This window comes from Shewanella sp. SR1, assembly GCF_020447145.1.
In the GTDB taxonomy this organism is placed as follows: Bacteria; Pseudomonadota; Gammaproteobacteria; order Enterobacterales; family Shewanellaceae; genus Shewanella; species Shewanella baltica.
In genome coordinates this window covers 182,578-197,036 of sequence record NZ_JAJAEF010000007.1, presented here as the reverse complement: position 1 = coordinate 197,036, position 14,459 = coordinate 182,578, and the positions used below count along the sequence as shown (strand labels likewise).

Below are 14,459 nucleotides of genomic sequence, written 5' to 3'. Positions count from 1 at the left end.
TTAGCTGTTTATTTAACTGCTCGTTTGTCTGTTCGTTTAGCTGGGCATTGAACTGAGGATGAAGGGGATATTTGAACCCAGATCTGTAGCGGAGTTTGGCGTTGCGATATAAAAATGCCGTCATACCCAGTAAGGCAGACGGCACGAAAATCACTTTATATGCAATGGCTTATTCTTTAGATTTTTTCTTTAGGCCTAGTCCAAGTTCACGACCACGGATCCGAGCGTAGAAGGGGAAGGCAATCAGTAGTACACCAATCAATAATACTTCGATTAATGCAAAAGCGAAGGCATCGGTAGTGACATAAAGCAGTGTCAGTCCATGCAGCATATAAAGGCACAGAACAAAACTCGCCCAAGCATAAGTATATGGATTACCTTGGAAAACCCCTTTTGCAGGTAGTAATAATGGCACTATCCATAATAGGCTAAATAGCAGAGTGTATTCACCGCTAATCCCTTGGCCAACAAACCAGCCGCCTAATAGCAGAACGAGCGCGAAGTAACCTAAACGGCTAAGGGTAAATAAGGTGTTGGACGTCATATGTCTACCTAACGATTAAAATTAAAGCGATTTTTGTTTTAAAATCATGGATTAAAGAATAGCGAGCACATTCTCTGGAGGACGGCCGATGGCAGCGCGTTGATTGGCGAGCACAATCGGGCGTTCGATGAGTTTAGGCGTGTTCACCATGGCCTCAATCAATTGCTGCTCCGTCAACGAGGTGTCGGCAAGTTCCAAGGCTTGATATTCCGCTTCCTTGGTGCGCATTAATTCGCGAGCACTGATGCCTAATTTAGCCAGAATATCGCCGATGACTTCAGCCGTAGGGGGCGTTTTTAAGTATTCCACTAGGGTAATATCGCAACCTTGTTGCTCAAGTAGAGCTAAGGTTTCACGGCTTTTTGAACAACGTGGGTTATGGTAAATCGTCGCTTGGGTCATAGTGCTAGAGGCTCAATACGGGCTGAAATAACAATGGAGCGGATGATAACAGAAAAAACAGCGCCCCGTCAGTGTGTTCGGGGCGCATAAATGGGCTATTAAGTTAAATCAATTTATAAAACAACTGATTACTTAAGTGCTTCCATCTCTTTATCGGCCATTTTGAATTGGCGAATACGGGCTTCAATACGTGCAAGCTGTAAGGGATTACTTTCGGATGCACGGTAGGCAAAGTTAAGCTGATCGATAGCGCCCTTATAGTTAGCCCCTAATGCCATGAGCTCAGCGGTGGAAAAATATTCCAATGCCTGATTGCCAGTTTTTTTATAGACAGCGCTCAGCAATTGATAGGGCAGCTGATTTTGCTTATCGAGGAATATCATATCTTCTAGTAAAGGGATTGCCTTAGGGGCTTGGTCAGCTTCTAGGTAGATATTGGCTAAGTTGGCGTTGATCACTTGCGATGTTGGCTTCATTTTCCGCTGGGCTTCAAGTATCGCAATCGCCTTCGCGTAGTCTTTACGTTCGGTCAGTAAATCGGCTTTAGTATCGATATAAAACAGGTTGTTATCATCAATTTTCAACAGTTCATCGACGATTTTTTCCGACTCACCAAACTTCTTCAATCTAAATAACGCCAGCGCTTTGCCATAGAGCGCTGCCTCTTTAAAGCTGTAAGTCTGTTTGTTCAGTTGTCTGTCAAACATGCTTAAAACCGCTTCGTCGCTATAACTGGAAAAACGGACTTGAATACGGGCTTTCGCCAGCTGGAAATTGAGGTTATCGGGAATATAACGCTTAGGATATTGCTCGGCGCGGTTACGGGCTTCGGTGATCCGCGACTCAGGTAATGGGTGAGTTAACAGCATTTGTGGCGGTGTGGTGGTAAAGCGATAACGAGTGGCTAACTTACCAAAGAAATCCGCGGCGGCGTTGGGGTCAAAGCCTGCATCCACCAAAATTTGCATACCGATGCGGTCGGCTTCTTTCTCATGTAAACGGGTATAGTTGATTTTTGATTGCGTTGCCATCGCTTGGGTCGTTGCCAGCGCAGCCATACCGGCTTGTGGCACAGCGATGGTTAATAAAATGGCGCCGAGTAAACCCGCAATCGTCGCTGGATTGCTCTTTTGCTGTGCTTCGAGCGAACGCGCAAGGTGACGTTGGGTAACGTGGGTTATTTCGTGACCGAGTACTGAGGCGAGTTCGCTTTCGTTATCTGCATTGAGAAATAAGCCTGTGTGTACGGCAACATGGCCGCCGAAGAAGGCGAAGGCGTTGATTTCATCATTTTGTAACAGGAAGAAATAGAAGGGTGTTTTTACCCCTGTGGCATGGGCGACCAGTTTGTTGCCAAGCTCAGTAAGATATTGACTTAACACGGGATCATTTAACATAGGCGCCGAGGAGCGAATGATGCGCATATAGGCATCACCGTAAACCATTTCTTTTTCAAGGCTGAAGGTGTTAACTGCGGCCGTACCTAAATCCGGTAAGTCATTGTTAGCAAAGCTTTTGGCGGCGAAGGTTAGCAGCATCAAAGAGAGTGCGCCTGCAACAAAAGGTTTTAATCGAGTCAAAAAAGTCAAATTACGCAAGCGGATCCTTTTATTTCTAATTATCTCAACTAAAGGCAGAGATACTGCACTTAGCTTGTAGTTTGAGGTGCAACTTAGGATAATAGCCCAAGTTCGTCTATAGCAAGTTCATTATGATTTTTATTGATTTAACGTTATTTCGCTGTCCTGTTCCTTTAGTCAAAGTGAAGCTTGCATTGAAGCCAATGCGAGACGGCGAGCAATTGCATATCTTACTCTCTGACTCAGGCTCGAGGCGAGATGTTCCCCAATATTTAAAAAAACAAGGTCATGTCGTGCAAGAGTTGCGTAATGATGTGAGTCTGTTAGCCTTGATGATCACCAAAGTTGATCTATCTCAGGGATAAATTCAGGATTTTCATGTTTAAATCCTGTCCGAGTCGCGGCTTAACCTCATGTGGGCGCCAGATGAGTTCACATGATCAGAGTGCCTGATTAGTGCAAGAGTTGCGCTTAGATACGATTTTTGAACTTTGTGAACTCAGTTTTTATAATTTAGCTGATAAGTTGAAGTGAAAGTAGGATTGAGTAACGTTGTAAATAACTGCATGATAAATAAACTTTCCTGAGCGTTTGGGAAGCCTAGCCAACCATCACTATTGGAATGATCCATGTTTACTGTTTTTTCTCGTTGGTATCAAGAGCGCTTTAGTGATCCACAAGCGGTGACCTTAATGGCTATCCTTGTTGGGTTCGCGTTAGTGATTTATTTTGCTGCAGGTTTACTTGCCCCCTTGTTAGTCGCGCTGGTGTTGGCATTTCTATTGGAATGGCCCGTGGCACAAATGCTTAAAGTGGGCATTAATCGCACCGCTGGTGCATCCTTAGTTATCGTGTTGTTTTTAGGTATTGTAGTCCTACTGACGTTTGGCTTAATTCCGAGTGTGTGGCGCCAAGGCGTGAGCTTAATTACCGATCTGCCGAGCATGATAGATAAAGGGCTGCTGACAATACAAACCTTGATCAATCAATACCCGCAATTTATCAATCCAGAGCAGTTAGATCTGATGGTCGGAGAGCTTAAAAAGCTGCTTGATACTCAGCATGTGCTGGATATTGCTAAGCAATTAATTGGCTACTCAGCTTCTTTGCTCGTCTTGATGGTGTATGCGATTTTAGTGCCTTTGCTGGTGTTTTTCTTTTTAAAGGATAAAGACCAACTGATCAGCGGCAGTAAGCGCTTTTTCCCCGCCAATCGTCAGTTAGCCCGCAAAGTGTGGTTTGAAATGCATCAGCAAATTTTCAATTATATTCGCGGTAAAGTGATTGAAATCGTAGTTGTTGGCGTCGCGACCTATATCTTGTTTGCCGTAATGGGACTGAGGTATTCAGTGTTGCTCGGGGTGTTAACTGGGTTGTCGGTATTGATCCCCTATGTTGGTGCAACCTTAGTCACCTTGCCGATCACCTTAGTGGCATTTTTTCAGTGGGGTTTTAGTTCTGAATTTGGCTATTTGATGTTGGGTTACGGCATTATTCAGGCGCTCGACGGTAATTTACTCGTGCCGATTTTGTTCTCCGATGCGGTGGATTTGCATCCGGTGATCATCATAGCCGCGGTGTTAGTCTTTGGCGGTTTATGGGGCGTGTGGGGGGTATTCTTTGCCATTCCATTGGCCTCGCTGGTCAAAGCCGTGATTAACGCTTGGCCTAAAACCGAGGTTGAAACTCTCCATGGACTTGATGCGAGTTGATGACGACTCGCTGAGCGGTTTGCTTAGCTTGTCCTTGTGAGCATTGAGTTCCGTCATGGAACTCAATGCCAGAGACGAGTAGGGCGTTCAGGCGCACATTTAGGCACATATATAGGCGCCACGTTTCGTCTCCATTATACATATTCATCAATCTCTCGCTGTATTTCCTGTTTATCGTTATTGCCTTCGGGTTTGTCATTTGTCTTCAAGTCCCTTGAATAGAGCCCATATTGTCTAATTCAGGCTTTTTATTTTGTCCTTAGTCGCTCTAGGGATTTACATTATGTAGCCTCTAGGTTAGGCAAATGTAAAACTCTTATATAAGCATGTGGTTACATGATGCAGCGCACATTTTACCCTTGAGTATGTTGATAAAGTTGGGGGGCTTAGCATGGGTTTGCTTATTCGTTCATCCTTAGCTAAGTTATATCGAGTCGTGCTATTTACTTTTGGTTGCGAGATGGAAGTCACCCTGACAAGAATTTCCACTGACAATCGCCATTGGAGGATACTATTGTGAGCAAAAAACTATTAAGTGCGCTTTTCGGGGCTAGTCTCGCAGCGTTAGCGCTGTCGCCAACCGCATTTGCTGCAGATCAAAAATTGTCTGATTTCCACGCTGAGTCGGGTGGATGTGAAAGCTGTCATAAAGATGGTACACCTTCTGCGGATGGTGCCTTTGAATTTGAACAGTGCCAAAGCTGTCACGGTTCTCTTGCTGAGATGGACGCTGTGCATAAACCACATGACGGCAATTTAGTCTGTGCAGATTGTCATGCGGTGCATGATATGAATGTAGGTGAAAAACCTACCTGTGAAAGCTGCCATGATGATGGCCGTACACCAGCGACTATTCTGAAAAAATAATCAAAAAATATTAGAAACGTTGGCGTAAGCCTTCAAGTCTAAACAAATAACGCCAGCAAATGCTGGCGTTATTTTTATCCGTAAACGAATCAATTACTCGTCTTTTGGTTGACCTTGGATGATCTTCTTGCCAGAGAACATGGCTGAAATAATCCCAGGTTGACGTTTAACTTCGGTATAAACCACTGCGAATACATGCAGTAAAATCAGTAGCAAAAGTAGATATACCGCATAAACGTGAACTTCACCGGCAAGTCCCTTCAGCGGTTTAAGCGCATCTGCTTTTTCGGTATTTACCCCAGTGGCATCATAGGGTTTTAAGCTTGCAGGGTCGACATTGGTATCGGCCAGATAGCTTTGTACTGCACTACCTAACGGCGGGTAGTAAATATCTGTTCCTGCGCGTAAAAGCCCAGTTACCATGATAGTGACTAACAGCAGCATAATGCCGAGGACAGCAAATTTACCTTTAGGATTATGGCCTAAATACTGCGGATTTTTACCCGCGGCCAGTTCTGACTTGTAGGCCATTAACTCATTTTTGCTATTGGCATTGGGAAACATATGGCTGAAACGCGCATATTTGTTACCGACAAAACCCCACACAAGGCGAATGATAAGGTTGATTGCAAACGCATATCCTATCCACACGTGTAAAGTTTTTAAGCCAATTTTGCCGGTTAACTCAGTGATGCCTAACTCAGTGCGATACATCATGATGCCACCCACTAAGATGAGTGCGAGCACGAGAATGACATTTATCCAATGGAATAATCGAGTCGGTTTGTCCCACACAGGGTAGGATTTGACTTCAAGCGCGGTGGGTTTACTGCTGGACATGGAATTTCCTTATTTTTTGTGTTGATATGATCTTACGCTTTTATCTAAAAATTTCAGTAATTTTTTTCAGTTTCAATTAAGACTTCTGATTGATAGTGGATTCAACGAAAGTGTTAGAAGTTTTTGATTTGCGTACGGTAAATATTTTTCACGTAAGTCTTTTTAATCTGTTTTATCTAATGCTAATATCGTCACCACGATAGACTTGGAAGTCTATTGAACGGATGTTGAAGTTGTATTGAGAGGATCTTAGGTTCTCAAAGTGAATAATCGTTAATCAGACAGGGAGTGAGCAGGATGTTCAAAATATTACATTGGATTGTAGTGTCACGATCGCAAGTATTAATGGAACTGCTAGCAGGACGTTGGCCACAGGAGTTTCTCGTTAAGTTGACTCAAGTCAGCCCAGATGAGATGTGTGAACAAATCAAGGATAATCATGCCTCAATGGTAGTGATTGATTTAGCGACTGTTGATCTTCAAAAAGCCCATCAATTTCAGCGTTTACTTGCCCGTGAACAACCAAGTGTACGAGTCGTCTATTTACAATTCCCTAAACAAGTGGATGCGCGCTTTTTAATGCAAGCTGCCACGACCGCAGGGGTGTTTTATCTCGATGCGGGTTTAACTGAGATTAGCCTAGGATTCTCGAATATTTTACGAGGCCATAGGGTGATCCCAATTCAACTCGTCAATGGGGTGAACGATGACTTTGGTTTGTTCGAAGATACTGAACCGCTGACAATTCGTGAGCGAGAAGTATTACAAGCTCTCTTAACGGGTAGTACTAACTTAGATATTGCCAATCAGTTGTTTGTCAGTGAAAGCACGATAAAAACCCATTTGTACCGAGTATTCCGTAAGATAGGTGTGTCGAGCCGTGGTCAAGCGATCGCGTGGGCGCAGACCTATTTGCACGATGTGGTGGTTTAAGTCTGTATTAGCACTGATAGAAGACACTAATTTGGCAAGGGAATACTGATCTAGACATAGATGTGTGCGTTTAGAGATTAGTACCTAAGTTAAGTGTTATCTCAGAAATGATAAAAGGGGCTTTTGCCCCTTTTGTTTTTCTTAAAACCTGTCTAATCAAAACGTTAAACTAACGTCCTAACCAAGCCGCGAGTTTAGTCTTGTCGCTAATCGCTAGGGCGACAGTGTCCTTAGGCGCGGCAGTTATCATCAATTCACCCGTCATCAATTCATCCCGTCTAAACCAATGTAGAGTCAAGGATTCACCCAGCGGATATTGCTGTAGCTGCGACTCAAATTGCGCGCTGACTTGCAAGTTATCGGCGGCGATTAAGATATCCCCCGCACTTAATCCCGCAAGGTGGGCAGGGCTGCCTTGGGTAACAGTCACCACTTTCAATCCCATCGGCGCCGCTTGAGTTTTCGCGCCAAAGGCAATGTCATAACCTTTCGCTTGCCCGCCGCCCACATCCTGCGGACCTTGGCTGGCTCGAAGGTTAAACTCGACGCCAAATTCGGCAAGTAGCGGAGCCAGTGGAATATCGTCGGTGTTCTCTAAGTAGGCAAACAAATCGTGGCAATCACGGACTAGGAGTCGCTCGACAATCGCTTGGTGACAGCCGTCAGTCGTGCCTTTGTCTTGCAGAGCATATTCCTGCCATAAAATCTGCATAACATGGTCGAGATTGTATTTGCCTTGGGTTTCACTGCGCAGGGTTAAATCTAAGTACAGCGCAAACAGCGCGCCTTTGGTGTAATAACTGATGATGGCGTTTTGCGCGTTTTCATCCTGCTTATAGAACTTAGTCCATGCATTAAAGCTGGAGTCCTTAACACTTTGTTTAAAGCGTCCTTGGCTGCGATAGACGCGGGTGAAGGTCTCACTCAGCATATCTAAATAGCTTTGTTCATCTACCAGTCCGGCGCGATAGGTAAGGAAGTCATCATAATAAGAGGTGATACCTTCATAGGCCCATAGCTGCGGCGTATAGATTTCAGCCTCAAGTTTATAGGGTAAAAAGCACTCCGGCTTAATCCGCTTCACGTTCCAGCTGTGGAAATACTCGTGGCTGCACAGGGATAAATAAGTGCGATAGTCGTTATTAATTGGCGCATTGAGGGACAGCGGTAAGTCCTTGCGAGAGCACATTAATGCGGTAGAAGCTCTGTGCTCTAACCCGCCAAAGCCATTGTCTAATACTGTGGTCATAAACAAATAACGTTTAAACGGCGCAGGCGTACCAAATAGGTTGATTTGATATTCGCAAATGGCTTTCAAGTCTTGGCAGAGCCTTGGCATGCAAGCGCGGTGGCGGCCATTGAGGACGATATCGTGTTGGACGCCGCAGGCATTGAAACTGGCTAAGGTAAATAAGCCCATTTCCACTGGATGATCGATAAGCTCGTCATAGCTTGTGGCACTAAATTGGCCGAAGGCAAAGTCGTCACCACTGATGCGGGTCATACTCGTAGCAACGTGCCAGTCACCTAATGTTGGCTCTGAGGGCGGTAACATAGTGACGGTGTGGGTTTGTTGTTCAAAACCGTGGGCGGATAAAAACACGCTACTGCCGTTAAAGAAGCCGTGGGTTGTGTCCAAATGCGCAGTGCGCACCGACAGATCCCAAGCATACACTTGATAAGTCAAAATGATTTCGCTGCTATTATTGTCAACCGACCAAGTTTGCTTATCTAGCTGGATTAGCTTGAGCGTTTGGCCATTAGCATCATGTGCCTTGAGTTCAATGATGTTTTTGGTAAAGTCACGCACCATGTAACTGCCAGGCAGCCAAGCGGGTAGGCTAAAGACCTGCACAGGCTTGGGCTGGGATAATGTCATCGTGACTGCGAATAAATGGGCTTTCGGATCGACGGGGATTATCTGGTAATGGATCATATTTATCCTGCAAAACCTGAGTGTTTTAATGGTGGCCATGCTGCCAAAAATGCCTGCAACTGGCAAATGAAAAGCAAAATATCTACAGACACAAAGTATTGAATTGTCAATATACCCAAGCAACCTGAAGATACGAGTTCAGAGCGCCTAGGGTGCTTCAATTCAAGGCGCATCAATGACAGAATGTCGGCCACCTTTTGAATTGATGCAACACGGGAGTGGAGTGCCCTAGACGCTCCGTCCCGGCGGGTTTTAACGCACTTTATGCTTTGTTGGTTATTTTTAACTTAGCCCACTAGGTCCGCAAATAACCGCCTTGCCTAAAGTGCGTTAAACTCCAGCTGAATCATGCATCTTCAAGTTGTTTGGGTATATACTATGCCAACTAACCCAAGGAGGACGCCCCATGGCCGAAGAAACGATTTTCAGCAAAATTATTCGTCGCGAAATTCCCGCGGATATTCTGTATCAAGATGAACTTGTGACTGCCTTTAGAGACATTTCCCCTAAGGCGCCAACCCATATTTTGATTGTGCCGAATCATTTGATCCCAACGGCGAACGACATGAAAGCCTCTGATGAGCCAGTGCTTGGCCGTATGATGACGGTTGCGGCTAAATTGGCGGCGGAAGCGGGTATCGCTAAAGATGGCTACCGACTGATCATGAACTGCAATCAACACGGTGGACAAGAAGTCTATCACATTCATTTCCACCTTGTGGGCGGTGAGCCTCTGGGGCCCATGTTGAGCCAAGGCAAATGAAGGTAAATTCGGATTTTTTCCCGCTGACCCAAATGGCGCAGCGGTTTGTGGATCAACTCGCTCAGTGTCGCCGTCTCGGTTTAACGGTACTGGAGGCGAGCGAGCACCATGTGTTGATTGAGTTGCCCTACAGCACTGAATTAATTGGTTATCCCGATACGGGCGTTATCCACGGCGGAGTCATTACCACTTTAATGGATACCGCCTGTGGCAGTGCTGTGGTTAGCGCGATATTCCATAAATTCAAATTGTTAGAAATCTCACCTACGCTCGATTTGCGGGTGGATTATATGAAGCCCGCTCAGCCCCATAAGCCTGTGTTTGGGTTTGCGGAATGCTACAAATTGTCTTCCAATATTGCCTTTACCCGCGCGATTGCTTATCAAGACAGCATAGATGATCCTATTGCCCATGCTGTTGGTTCCTTTATGCGGATCAGCCCAGAAATGGTGGGTGATGCCTTTAGACAAGCGCTGATGGGTGAAGCCGAGCCTGAGATAGGAGACACTGATGAGCGCAAATAATTCGGAACTTGGTACAGCCAGTGCCACTCAACACGCCCAAGTAAAAGCGCCTATCGATGTGCAAGGCATTGTTAAGCGCGCGACTGAGCTTAACGATTTTGGTCATTTACTTGAGCACGTCCCCTATGCCAAATTTATTGGTATGAAGGTTGAGCGTTTTGGTGATGAACTGATTTTTAAATTGCCTGCTAAGGACGACAATATCGGTAATCCTGTGTTGCCCGCCATTCATGGCGGCGTCATTGCAGGTTTTATGGAGATGTCGGCGATAGTGCAGTTAATGGTCTTTATGCAAACAGCCAAAGTGCCTAAAGTGGTCGATTTTTCAATCGACTATTTACGTGCAGGACTGCATAAAGATAGCTTTGCTGAATGTCGTATTACCCGTCAGGGGCGAAGAGTGGCCAACGTGAATATCGATTGTTGGCAAACCAATCGAAAGCAGCTCATCGCTACGGCACGGGCGCACTTTCTGATTGATTAACTCGTTTTATTGAGCAGATGTTTGAGTGATGATTAAGTCTGTCTTGTTAAGCATAAGTTCAGCACAGTTCGATTAGCTTGTCGTTTAATGGGAAATGATGCGCGCTGGCCGCGCATTTTGTCGCGTGACTGGGAGAAAGAGATGAAACAAATTTATACAGGACTATTACTGGCCGCGGCGCTGACCTTAGGTGCTTGTGCCTCACATACCGCAGGTATTTCAGTGAGTTCGCTCGGTGAAACCCGCGTCGATAATTCCAGCTTTGCCCGAGATATTGGAGTTGAAAGTGTGGATGCACGCCGAGTCGGCGATTTAGTGCAGGGCTCTGCGCTGATTGTCAGCAAATCGTCTACCGATATGCGTGTGCAGTATAAATTCACTTGGTACGACGCCAGCGGTTTTACTATCGAAGATGAAGCGACAAGCTGGAAATCGGTCAAGTTGCATGGCAAGCAACAATTGCAAGTCGCCGCCGTGGCGCCCAATGCCCAAGCGGTTAAATTTGATGTGTACGTGCGCGAAACCTTTTCGAATTAAGTCTGAGTTCGCCTTTGTTTAGTTTATAAATTATTTTTGATATAAAACGATTGCTATAATGGCTTACTTTTTCAGGAGTAAGCCATTTTTATCCGTCTTGATTAATTTGCCAACAACCTTTTCTCATTTTTTACCTTTGTTCATTCAGCCTTGTCATGTTGAAATTTGCGATTAATTACTCATTGTTGAGTAAAAAAACTTACAGCAGGACAAGAACCGGACTTTAGTCCTAAATGTATCCTTTGATTGAGCACTAGTATCGGAGTATTCAATTTTGAGGATATAAAAATGACCGCTCATATAAATGCTCAACCTACCGATTTTGCTGAAACAGTGATTATGCCGGGCGATCCGCTGCGTGCTAAATATATCGCTGAAACTTATCTCACCGATGCAATAGAGGTGACTAATGTTCGCAATATGCTTGGTTATACGGGTTTTTACCAAGGACAACGCATTTCTGTCATGGGTCACGGGATGGGTATTTCATCTATGGTGCTCTATGGACATGAGTTAATAAATTATTTTGGCGTTAAACGCATTATTCGTATTGGCAGTTTAGGTGCAACACAAAGACATGTACAAATGCGAGATGTTATTTTAGCTCAATCAGCTGGCACAGATTCTCCTACTAACAGCAAGCGTAGCAGTGGCTACCAGATGGCGACGTCTGCAACTTTTTCCTTATTACATAAAGCTTATACAAAAGCGAATGAGAAAGGCATTAGTGTAAAAGTTGGCAATATCTTTAGTGGTGATCTTTATTACGATCCTGATGAAGATATGATCCCAGCACTTGAACGTTTTGGGGTATTAGGTATTGATATGGAAGTGGCGGGGCTTTATGGATTATCACATCAGCAAGGTATTGAATCATTAGCTATTTTAACTGTCTCTGATCACTGCTTAACGGGTGAGGAAACAACAGCAGAAGAGCGTCAATTATCCTTTAATAATATGATCGAGCTAGCGTTAGAAACTGCCCTTAATTAGTTTTAAGGTCACCCTTTGAACCCTTAGCATTTCACTGATGGAATGAAATAATGAATAATAAAATCACTTTAACTGCTATCAGTTTCCTCGCCAATTTTATTATGGCCGGTTTTGCGACCCAATTCGGGATGTTGATTGAACCAATAGCTGAGAAATTTACTGCAAATGTTAATGAAGTTGCGTCAATATTCTCGTTGCTAAATGGTGGCGCTTTAGCGGGAACGATTGCAGCATTTTTCTTTATTGAAAAAATGGGCATAAAAAGAATTACTTTAATAAGTTACAGTCTGGTTGCTTTGTCTGCGCTTGCTTTACATCTAACAAGTTCCCTACAAGTTGTGTTGGTGGCCATGACCTTGATTGGTTTTTGTGGCGGTATCGGTCTATGTATTGCTGGCACGATTGTGGTGTCTGTGTGGCAAGAGAAATTACAAAGTACAATGTTAGTGGTGCAGGATGCGACTTTTAATATTGCAGGTGTTATTTTTCCATTGATAACAACTTATGCATTAACAAGCTCATTATCATGGAGTTACAGTTATTTAGCTGTAGGTTTGGTCGCGTTAGGTACCGTCATTATTACATTATTCACTAATTTTTCTATATGTGAGCAGTCTTCTTCAACAGAAGAGAAGCAACAATCTGAGTGGAATCTTGGAATTATTAGCGGGGGTATTGGATTATTTTTAGGGATGCTCGCATTATATACATTTTTAACTTGGGCACCTTTATTTGTAAAACAAAAATTTGATATTCCGTTTGAAGAGGCGGGTAATATTATTACTCAATATTGGTCCGCTGCGCTAATTGGTGCCCTAATTTCGACTGTGATCGTGACTCGTGTAAAAATTCACCATTTTTTAGTCTGCATTATTGCTTTAGCTATGATTATCACTGCTGCGATTGTAAGTACCGATAATCTTAATTGGATAGCCTATTTAACCTATGGTTATGGTTTTGCATGTGCTGCTCTTTATAATGCGTTTATTGCTTATGGAGTGTCTTTTGTAAAAAAAGCCAGTAGTAAAAATGTGTCATATATTCTTATCAGTGGAAGTGCTGGGGCGATGTTTAGTCCAGCGATCAGTTCTTTCTTTGAGCGTATAATTGGATTACAAACAGTGATGTATGTTATTCCTCTACTTTATGCGGCGATATTTATTCTATTGATGGTTTCAAGTCGGATGAAACCAGCGATGGCACCAAACTCGCTTTCTGCAAGTTAATTTGCGGATGAATCAATGCTACACTCGGCTATTAAATTAAGCCGAGTGTGGATTATATCTTAAATTTTTATATGCCAGCTTCGACGAATTTCTTTAGCGCGTTGAGATCACAAATTTGAATACCATCTTTTTTCCGTTCAATTAAGCCTCGTTCCTCCAGATTTTGTAGTGCTCGTCGGTAGACTCTGTCGGTAGTACCAAATCGTTCAGCCTCTAAATAGCGTTTACTAAAGCCATCTACGGGTAAGTCATTTAAATATTCATGGTAAATATCAAATGCCACGTTATAACTGATTGGATATAGCAGTCGCCTAGTAAAAATATCGACAGTATCTTGGTAGTCAATCGCAATTGCACTGGCGAAAAACAGCGCGAGTTGAGGGTGCTGACCTAGGGAATGTTGTAGTTTTTCCGCACTAATCATCAGGATTTCTAGGGGTTCATTAGCAATAATATCAAGTTGACAGCTGTATTGAGTAAAAAACTCCATTTCACCAAATAGTTGTGAATCACAATCAATAGTACCTAATTGAAAACATCGACCATTCCTCGCGGTATGGCCGAGCGAGACTCGTCCTTGCTTCACCAAGACAAGTGATGGCATTGCTTCACCTTGTGTCATGAGATGAGCACCTTTTTTCAGCATTTTTATTTCACTGATACAGCTGAGCACAACCGCTTCAATAAGTGGATAGTCTTGCTCCCATCGCTGGCTATAACGTCCTTTTGATAAAGGTTTTAGCTGCATTGAGTATAATCCTGCTACTGTGTTCGAAATTGCGACCTTCTATAGCATTATCATCATAGGCGGTCAAATTGATGGAAGGAATTTGCTTGTTGCTTTAACCGTAAACTTTATTGCTAGTTCAGTATTAATCGTATTAGGGCTAATTAATAGGATATCAGATAAGAGTGTCCTATTTTCATATCAGTCATGTATACTAGGCGTCGCCAAGGGGTGTTTGCAGCGAATTAATTTACGTTGATTACTGCAAACTGAGATGTCAGCTGACGAACCCTTAGAACCTGATCCGGCTAATACCGGCGTAGGAATGGGCCAATCAACAGCACACTTCTGAATCGCTTATTCGTTGCCGGATCTCAAACTATGTATTTGA

The 14,459-nt window shown here is 43.8% G+C and carries 16 protein-coding genes and 1 riboswitch; of the genes, 10 read left to right on the top strand and 6 right to left on the bottom strand.

Annotated features, from left to right (window positions below; genetic code table 11):
• Window positions 1–169: 169 nt before the first annotated feature.
• The 3 genes from KV201_RS09050 to KV201_RS09040 form a co-directional block, all read right to left on the bottom strand.
• Window positions 170–544, bottom strand: coding sequence for a DUF2069 domain-containing protein (locus KV201_RS09050; protein WP_006081294.1), 375 nt, complete (start codon window positions 542–544; stop codon window positions 170–172).
• A 51-nt stretch (window positions 545–595) separates the two neighbouring features.
• The gene (gene arsC, locus KV201_RS09045) at window positions 596–946 is read right to left on the bottom strand and encodes an arsenate reductase (glutaredoxin) (RefSeq protein ID WP_006086336.1); all 351 of its coding nucleotides are present in this window, start codon (window positions 944–946) and stop codon (window positions 596–598) included.
• Window positions 947–1,074: 128 nt separating this feature from the next.
• The gene (locus tag KV201_RS09040; RefSeq protein WP_226059121.1) at window positions 1,075–2,544 is read right to left on the bottom strand and encodes a M48 family metalloprotease; all 1,470 of its coding nucleotides are present in this window, start codon (window positions 2,542–2,544) and stop codon (window positions 1,075–1,077) included.
• 113 nt (window positions 2,545–2,657) lie between these two features.
• On the opposite strand from KV201_RS09040, the gene KV201_RS09035 reads away from it, so the two are divergent.
• The 3 genes from KV201_RS09035 (at window position 2,658) to KV201_RS09025 (ending at window position 5,105) form a co-directional block, all read left to right on the top strand.
• Window positions 2,658–2,891 carry a sulfurtransferase TusA family protein gene (locus KV201_RS09035; RefSeq protein WP_006081297.1) on the top strand — a complete coding sequence of 78 codons (234 nt, stop codon included), beginning with the start codon at window positions 2,658–2,660 and terminating at the stop codon, window positions 2,889–2,891.
• Window positions 2,892–3,155: 264 nt separating this feature from the next.
• The gene (locus KV201_RS09030) at window positions 3,156–4,238 is read left to right on the top strand and encodes an AI-2E family transporter (protein ID WP_226059120.1); all 1,083 of its coding nucleotides are present in this window, start codon (window positions 3,156–3,158) and stop codon (window positions 4,236–4,238) included.
• Between the two features lie 516 nt (window positions 4,239–4,754).
• The gene (locus tag KV201_RS09025; protein ID WP_006081299.1) at window positions 4,755–5,105 is read left to right on the top strand and encodes a cytochrome c3 family protein; all 351 of its coding nucleotides are present in this window, start codon (window positions 4,755–4,757) and stop codon (window positions 5,103–5,105) included.
• A 93-nt stretch (window positions 5,106–5,198) separates the two neighbouring features.
• On the opposite strand, the gene KV201_RS09020 is transcribed toward KV201_RS09025, so the two are convergent.
• Window positions 5,199–5,945, bottom strand: coding sequence for a cytochrome b/b6 domain-containing protein (locus tag KV201_RS09020; protein WP_226059119.1), 747 nt, complete (start codon window positions 5,943–5,945; stop codon window positions 5,199–5,201).
• A 297-nt stretch (window positions 5,946–6,242) separates the two neighbouring features.
• Between KV201_RS09020 and KV201_RS09015 the strand changes: the two genes are divergently transcribed.
• Complete coding sequence (locus tag KV201_RS09015; RefSeq protein ID WP_006081301.1) at window positions 6,243–6,878, top strand: LuxR C-terminal-related transcriptional regulator; 636 nt, start codon at window positions 6,243–6,245, stop codon at window positions 6,876–6,878.
• A gap of 169 nt (window positions 6,879–7,047) precedes the next feature.
• Here the strand turns inward: KV201_RS09015 and KV201_RS09010 are convergent, their stop codons facing one another.
• Window positions 7,048–8,814 (bottom strand): M61 family metallopeptidase, encoded by a 1,767-nt coding sequence (locus tag KV201_RS09010; RefSeq protein WP_226059118.1) that lies wholly within the window; start codon window positions 8,812–8,814, stop codon window positions 7,048–7,050.
• Window positions 8,815–9,220: 406 nt separating this feature from the next.
• Between KV201_RS09010 and hinT the strand changes: the two genes are divergently transcribed.
• The 6 genes from hinT to tsgA all read left to right on the top strand — a co-directional run bounded on the left by hinT (window position 9,221) and on the right by tsgA (window position 13,341).
• Window positions 9,221–9,577 carry a purine nucleoside phosphoramidase gene (gene hinT, locus KV201_RS09005; RefSeq protein WP_006081303.1) on the top strand — a complete coding sequence of 119 codons (357 nt, stop codon included), beginning with the start codon at window positions 9,221–9,223 and terminating at the stop codon, window positions 9,575–9,577.
• Complete coding sequence (locus KV201_RS09000; protein WP_226059117.1) at window positions 9,574–10,101, top strand: PaaI family thioesterase; 528 nt, start codon at window positions 9,574–9,576, stop codon at window positions 10,099–10,101. Before hinT ends, KV201_RS09000 begins: the two co-directional genes overlap by 4 nt.
• Window positions 10,088–10,585: a PaaI family thioesterase gene (locus KV201_RS08995; RefSeq protein WP_006086342.1), complete on the top strand. Its 498-nt coding sequence runs from the start codon at window positions 10,088–10,090 to the stop codon at window positions 10,583–10,585. Before KV201_RS09000 ends, KV201_RS08995 begins: the two co-directional genes overlap by 14 nt.
• Window positions 10,586–10,726: 141 nt before the next feature.
• Window positions 10,727–11,122: a YcfL family protein gene (locus KV201_RS08990; protein ID WP_226059116.1), complete on the top strand. Its 396-nt coding sequence runs from the start codon at window positions 10,727–10,729 to the stop codon at window positions 11,120–11,122.
• A gap of 288 nt (window positions 11,123–11,410) precedes the next feature.
• Window positions 11,411–12,115: a purine-nucleoside phosphorylase gene (gene deoD / locus KV201_RS08985; RefSeq protein WP_226059115.1), complete on the top strand. Its 705-nt coding sequence runs from the start codon at window positions 11,411–11,413 to the stop codon at window positions 12,113–12,115.
• 50 nt (window positions 12,116–12,165) lie between these two features.
• Window positions 12,166–13,341, top strand: a complete 1,176-nt coding sequence (gene tsgA / locus KV201_RS08980; protein ID WP_226059114.1) for an MFS transporter TsgA — start codon at window positions 12,166–12,168, stop codon at window positions 13,339–13,341.
• Window positions 13,342–13,408: 67 nt separating this feature from the next.
• Here the strand turns inward: tsgA and KV201_RS08975 are convergent, their stop codons facing one another.
• Window positions 13,409–14,089 carry a Crp/Fnr family transcriptional regulator gene (locus tag KV201_RS08975; protein WP_226059113.1) on the bottom strand — a complete coding sequence of 227 codons (681 nt, stop codon included), beginning with the start codon at window positions 14,087–14,089 and terminating at the stop codon, window positions 13,409–13,411.
• Window positions 14,090–14,285: 196 nt separating this feature from the next.
• A riboswitch (TPP riboswitch) is annotated at window positions 14,286–14,411 on the top strand.
• Window positions 14,412–14,459: the final 48 nt, after the last annotated feature.

Coding starts and splice junctions, on each gene's coding strand:
- KV201_RS08990 (WP_226059116.1), top strand. CDS start 10,727: ATGAAACAAATTTATACAGGACTATTACTGGCCGCGGCGCTGACCTTA.
- KV201_RS09050 (WP_006081294.1), bottom strand. CDS start 544: ATGACGTCCAACACCTTATTTACCCTTAGCCGTTTAGGTTACTTCGCG.
- KV201_RS09010 (WP_226059118.1), bottom strand. CDS start 8,814: ATGATCCATTACCAGATAATCCCCGTCGATCCGAAAGCCCATTTATTC.
- hinT (WP_006081303.1), top strand. CDS start 9,221: ATGGCCGAAGAAACGATTTTCAGCAAAATTATTCGTCGCGAAATTCCC.
- KV201_RS08975 (WP_226059113.1), bottom strand. CDS start 14,089: ATGCAGCTAAAACCTTTATCAAAAGGACGTTATAGCCAGCGATGGGAG.
- arsC (WP_006086336.1), bottom strand. CDS start 946: ATGACCCAAGCGACGATTTACCATAACCCACGTTGTTCAAAAAGCCGT.
- tsgA (WP_226059114.1), top strand. CDS start 12,166: ATGAATAATAAAATCACTTTAACTGCTATCAGTTTCCTCGCCAATTTT.
- KV201_RS09000 (WP_226059117.1), top strand. CDS start 9,574: ATGAAGGTAAATTCGGATTTTTTCCCGCTGACCCAAATGGCGCAGCGG.
- KV201_RS08995 (WP_006086342.1), top strand. CDS start 10,088: ATGAGCGCAAATAATTCGGAACTTGGTACAGCCAGTGCCACTCAACAC.
- deoD (WP_226059115.1), top strand. CDS start 11,411: ATGACCGCTCATATAAATGCTCAACCTACCGATTTTGCTGAAACAGTG.
- KV201_RS09015 (WP_006081301.1), top strand. CDS start 6,243: ATGTTCAAAATATTACATTGGATTGTAGTGTCACGATCGCAAGTATTA.
- KV201_RS09030 (WP_226059120.1), top strand. CDS start 3,156: ATGTTTACTGTTTTTTCTCGTTGGTATCAAGAGCGCTTTAGTGATCCA.
- KV201_RS09020 (WP_226059119.1), bottom strand. CDS start 5,945: ATGTCCAGCAGTAAACCCACCGCGCTTGAAGTCAAATCCTACCCTGTG.
- KV201_RS09035 (WP_006081297.1), top strand. CDS start 2,658: ATGATTTTTATTGATTTAACGTTATTTCGCTGTCCTGTTCCTTTAGTC.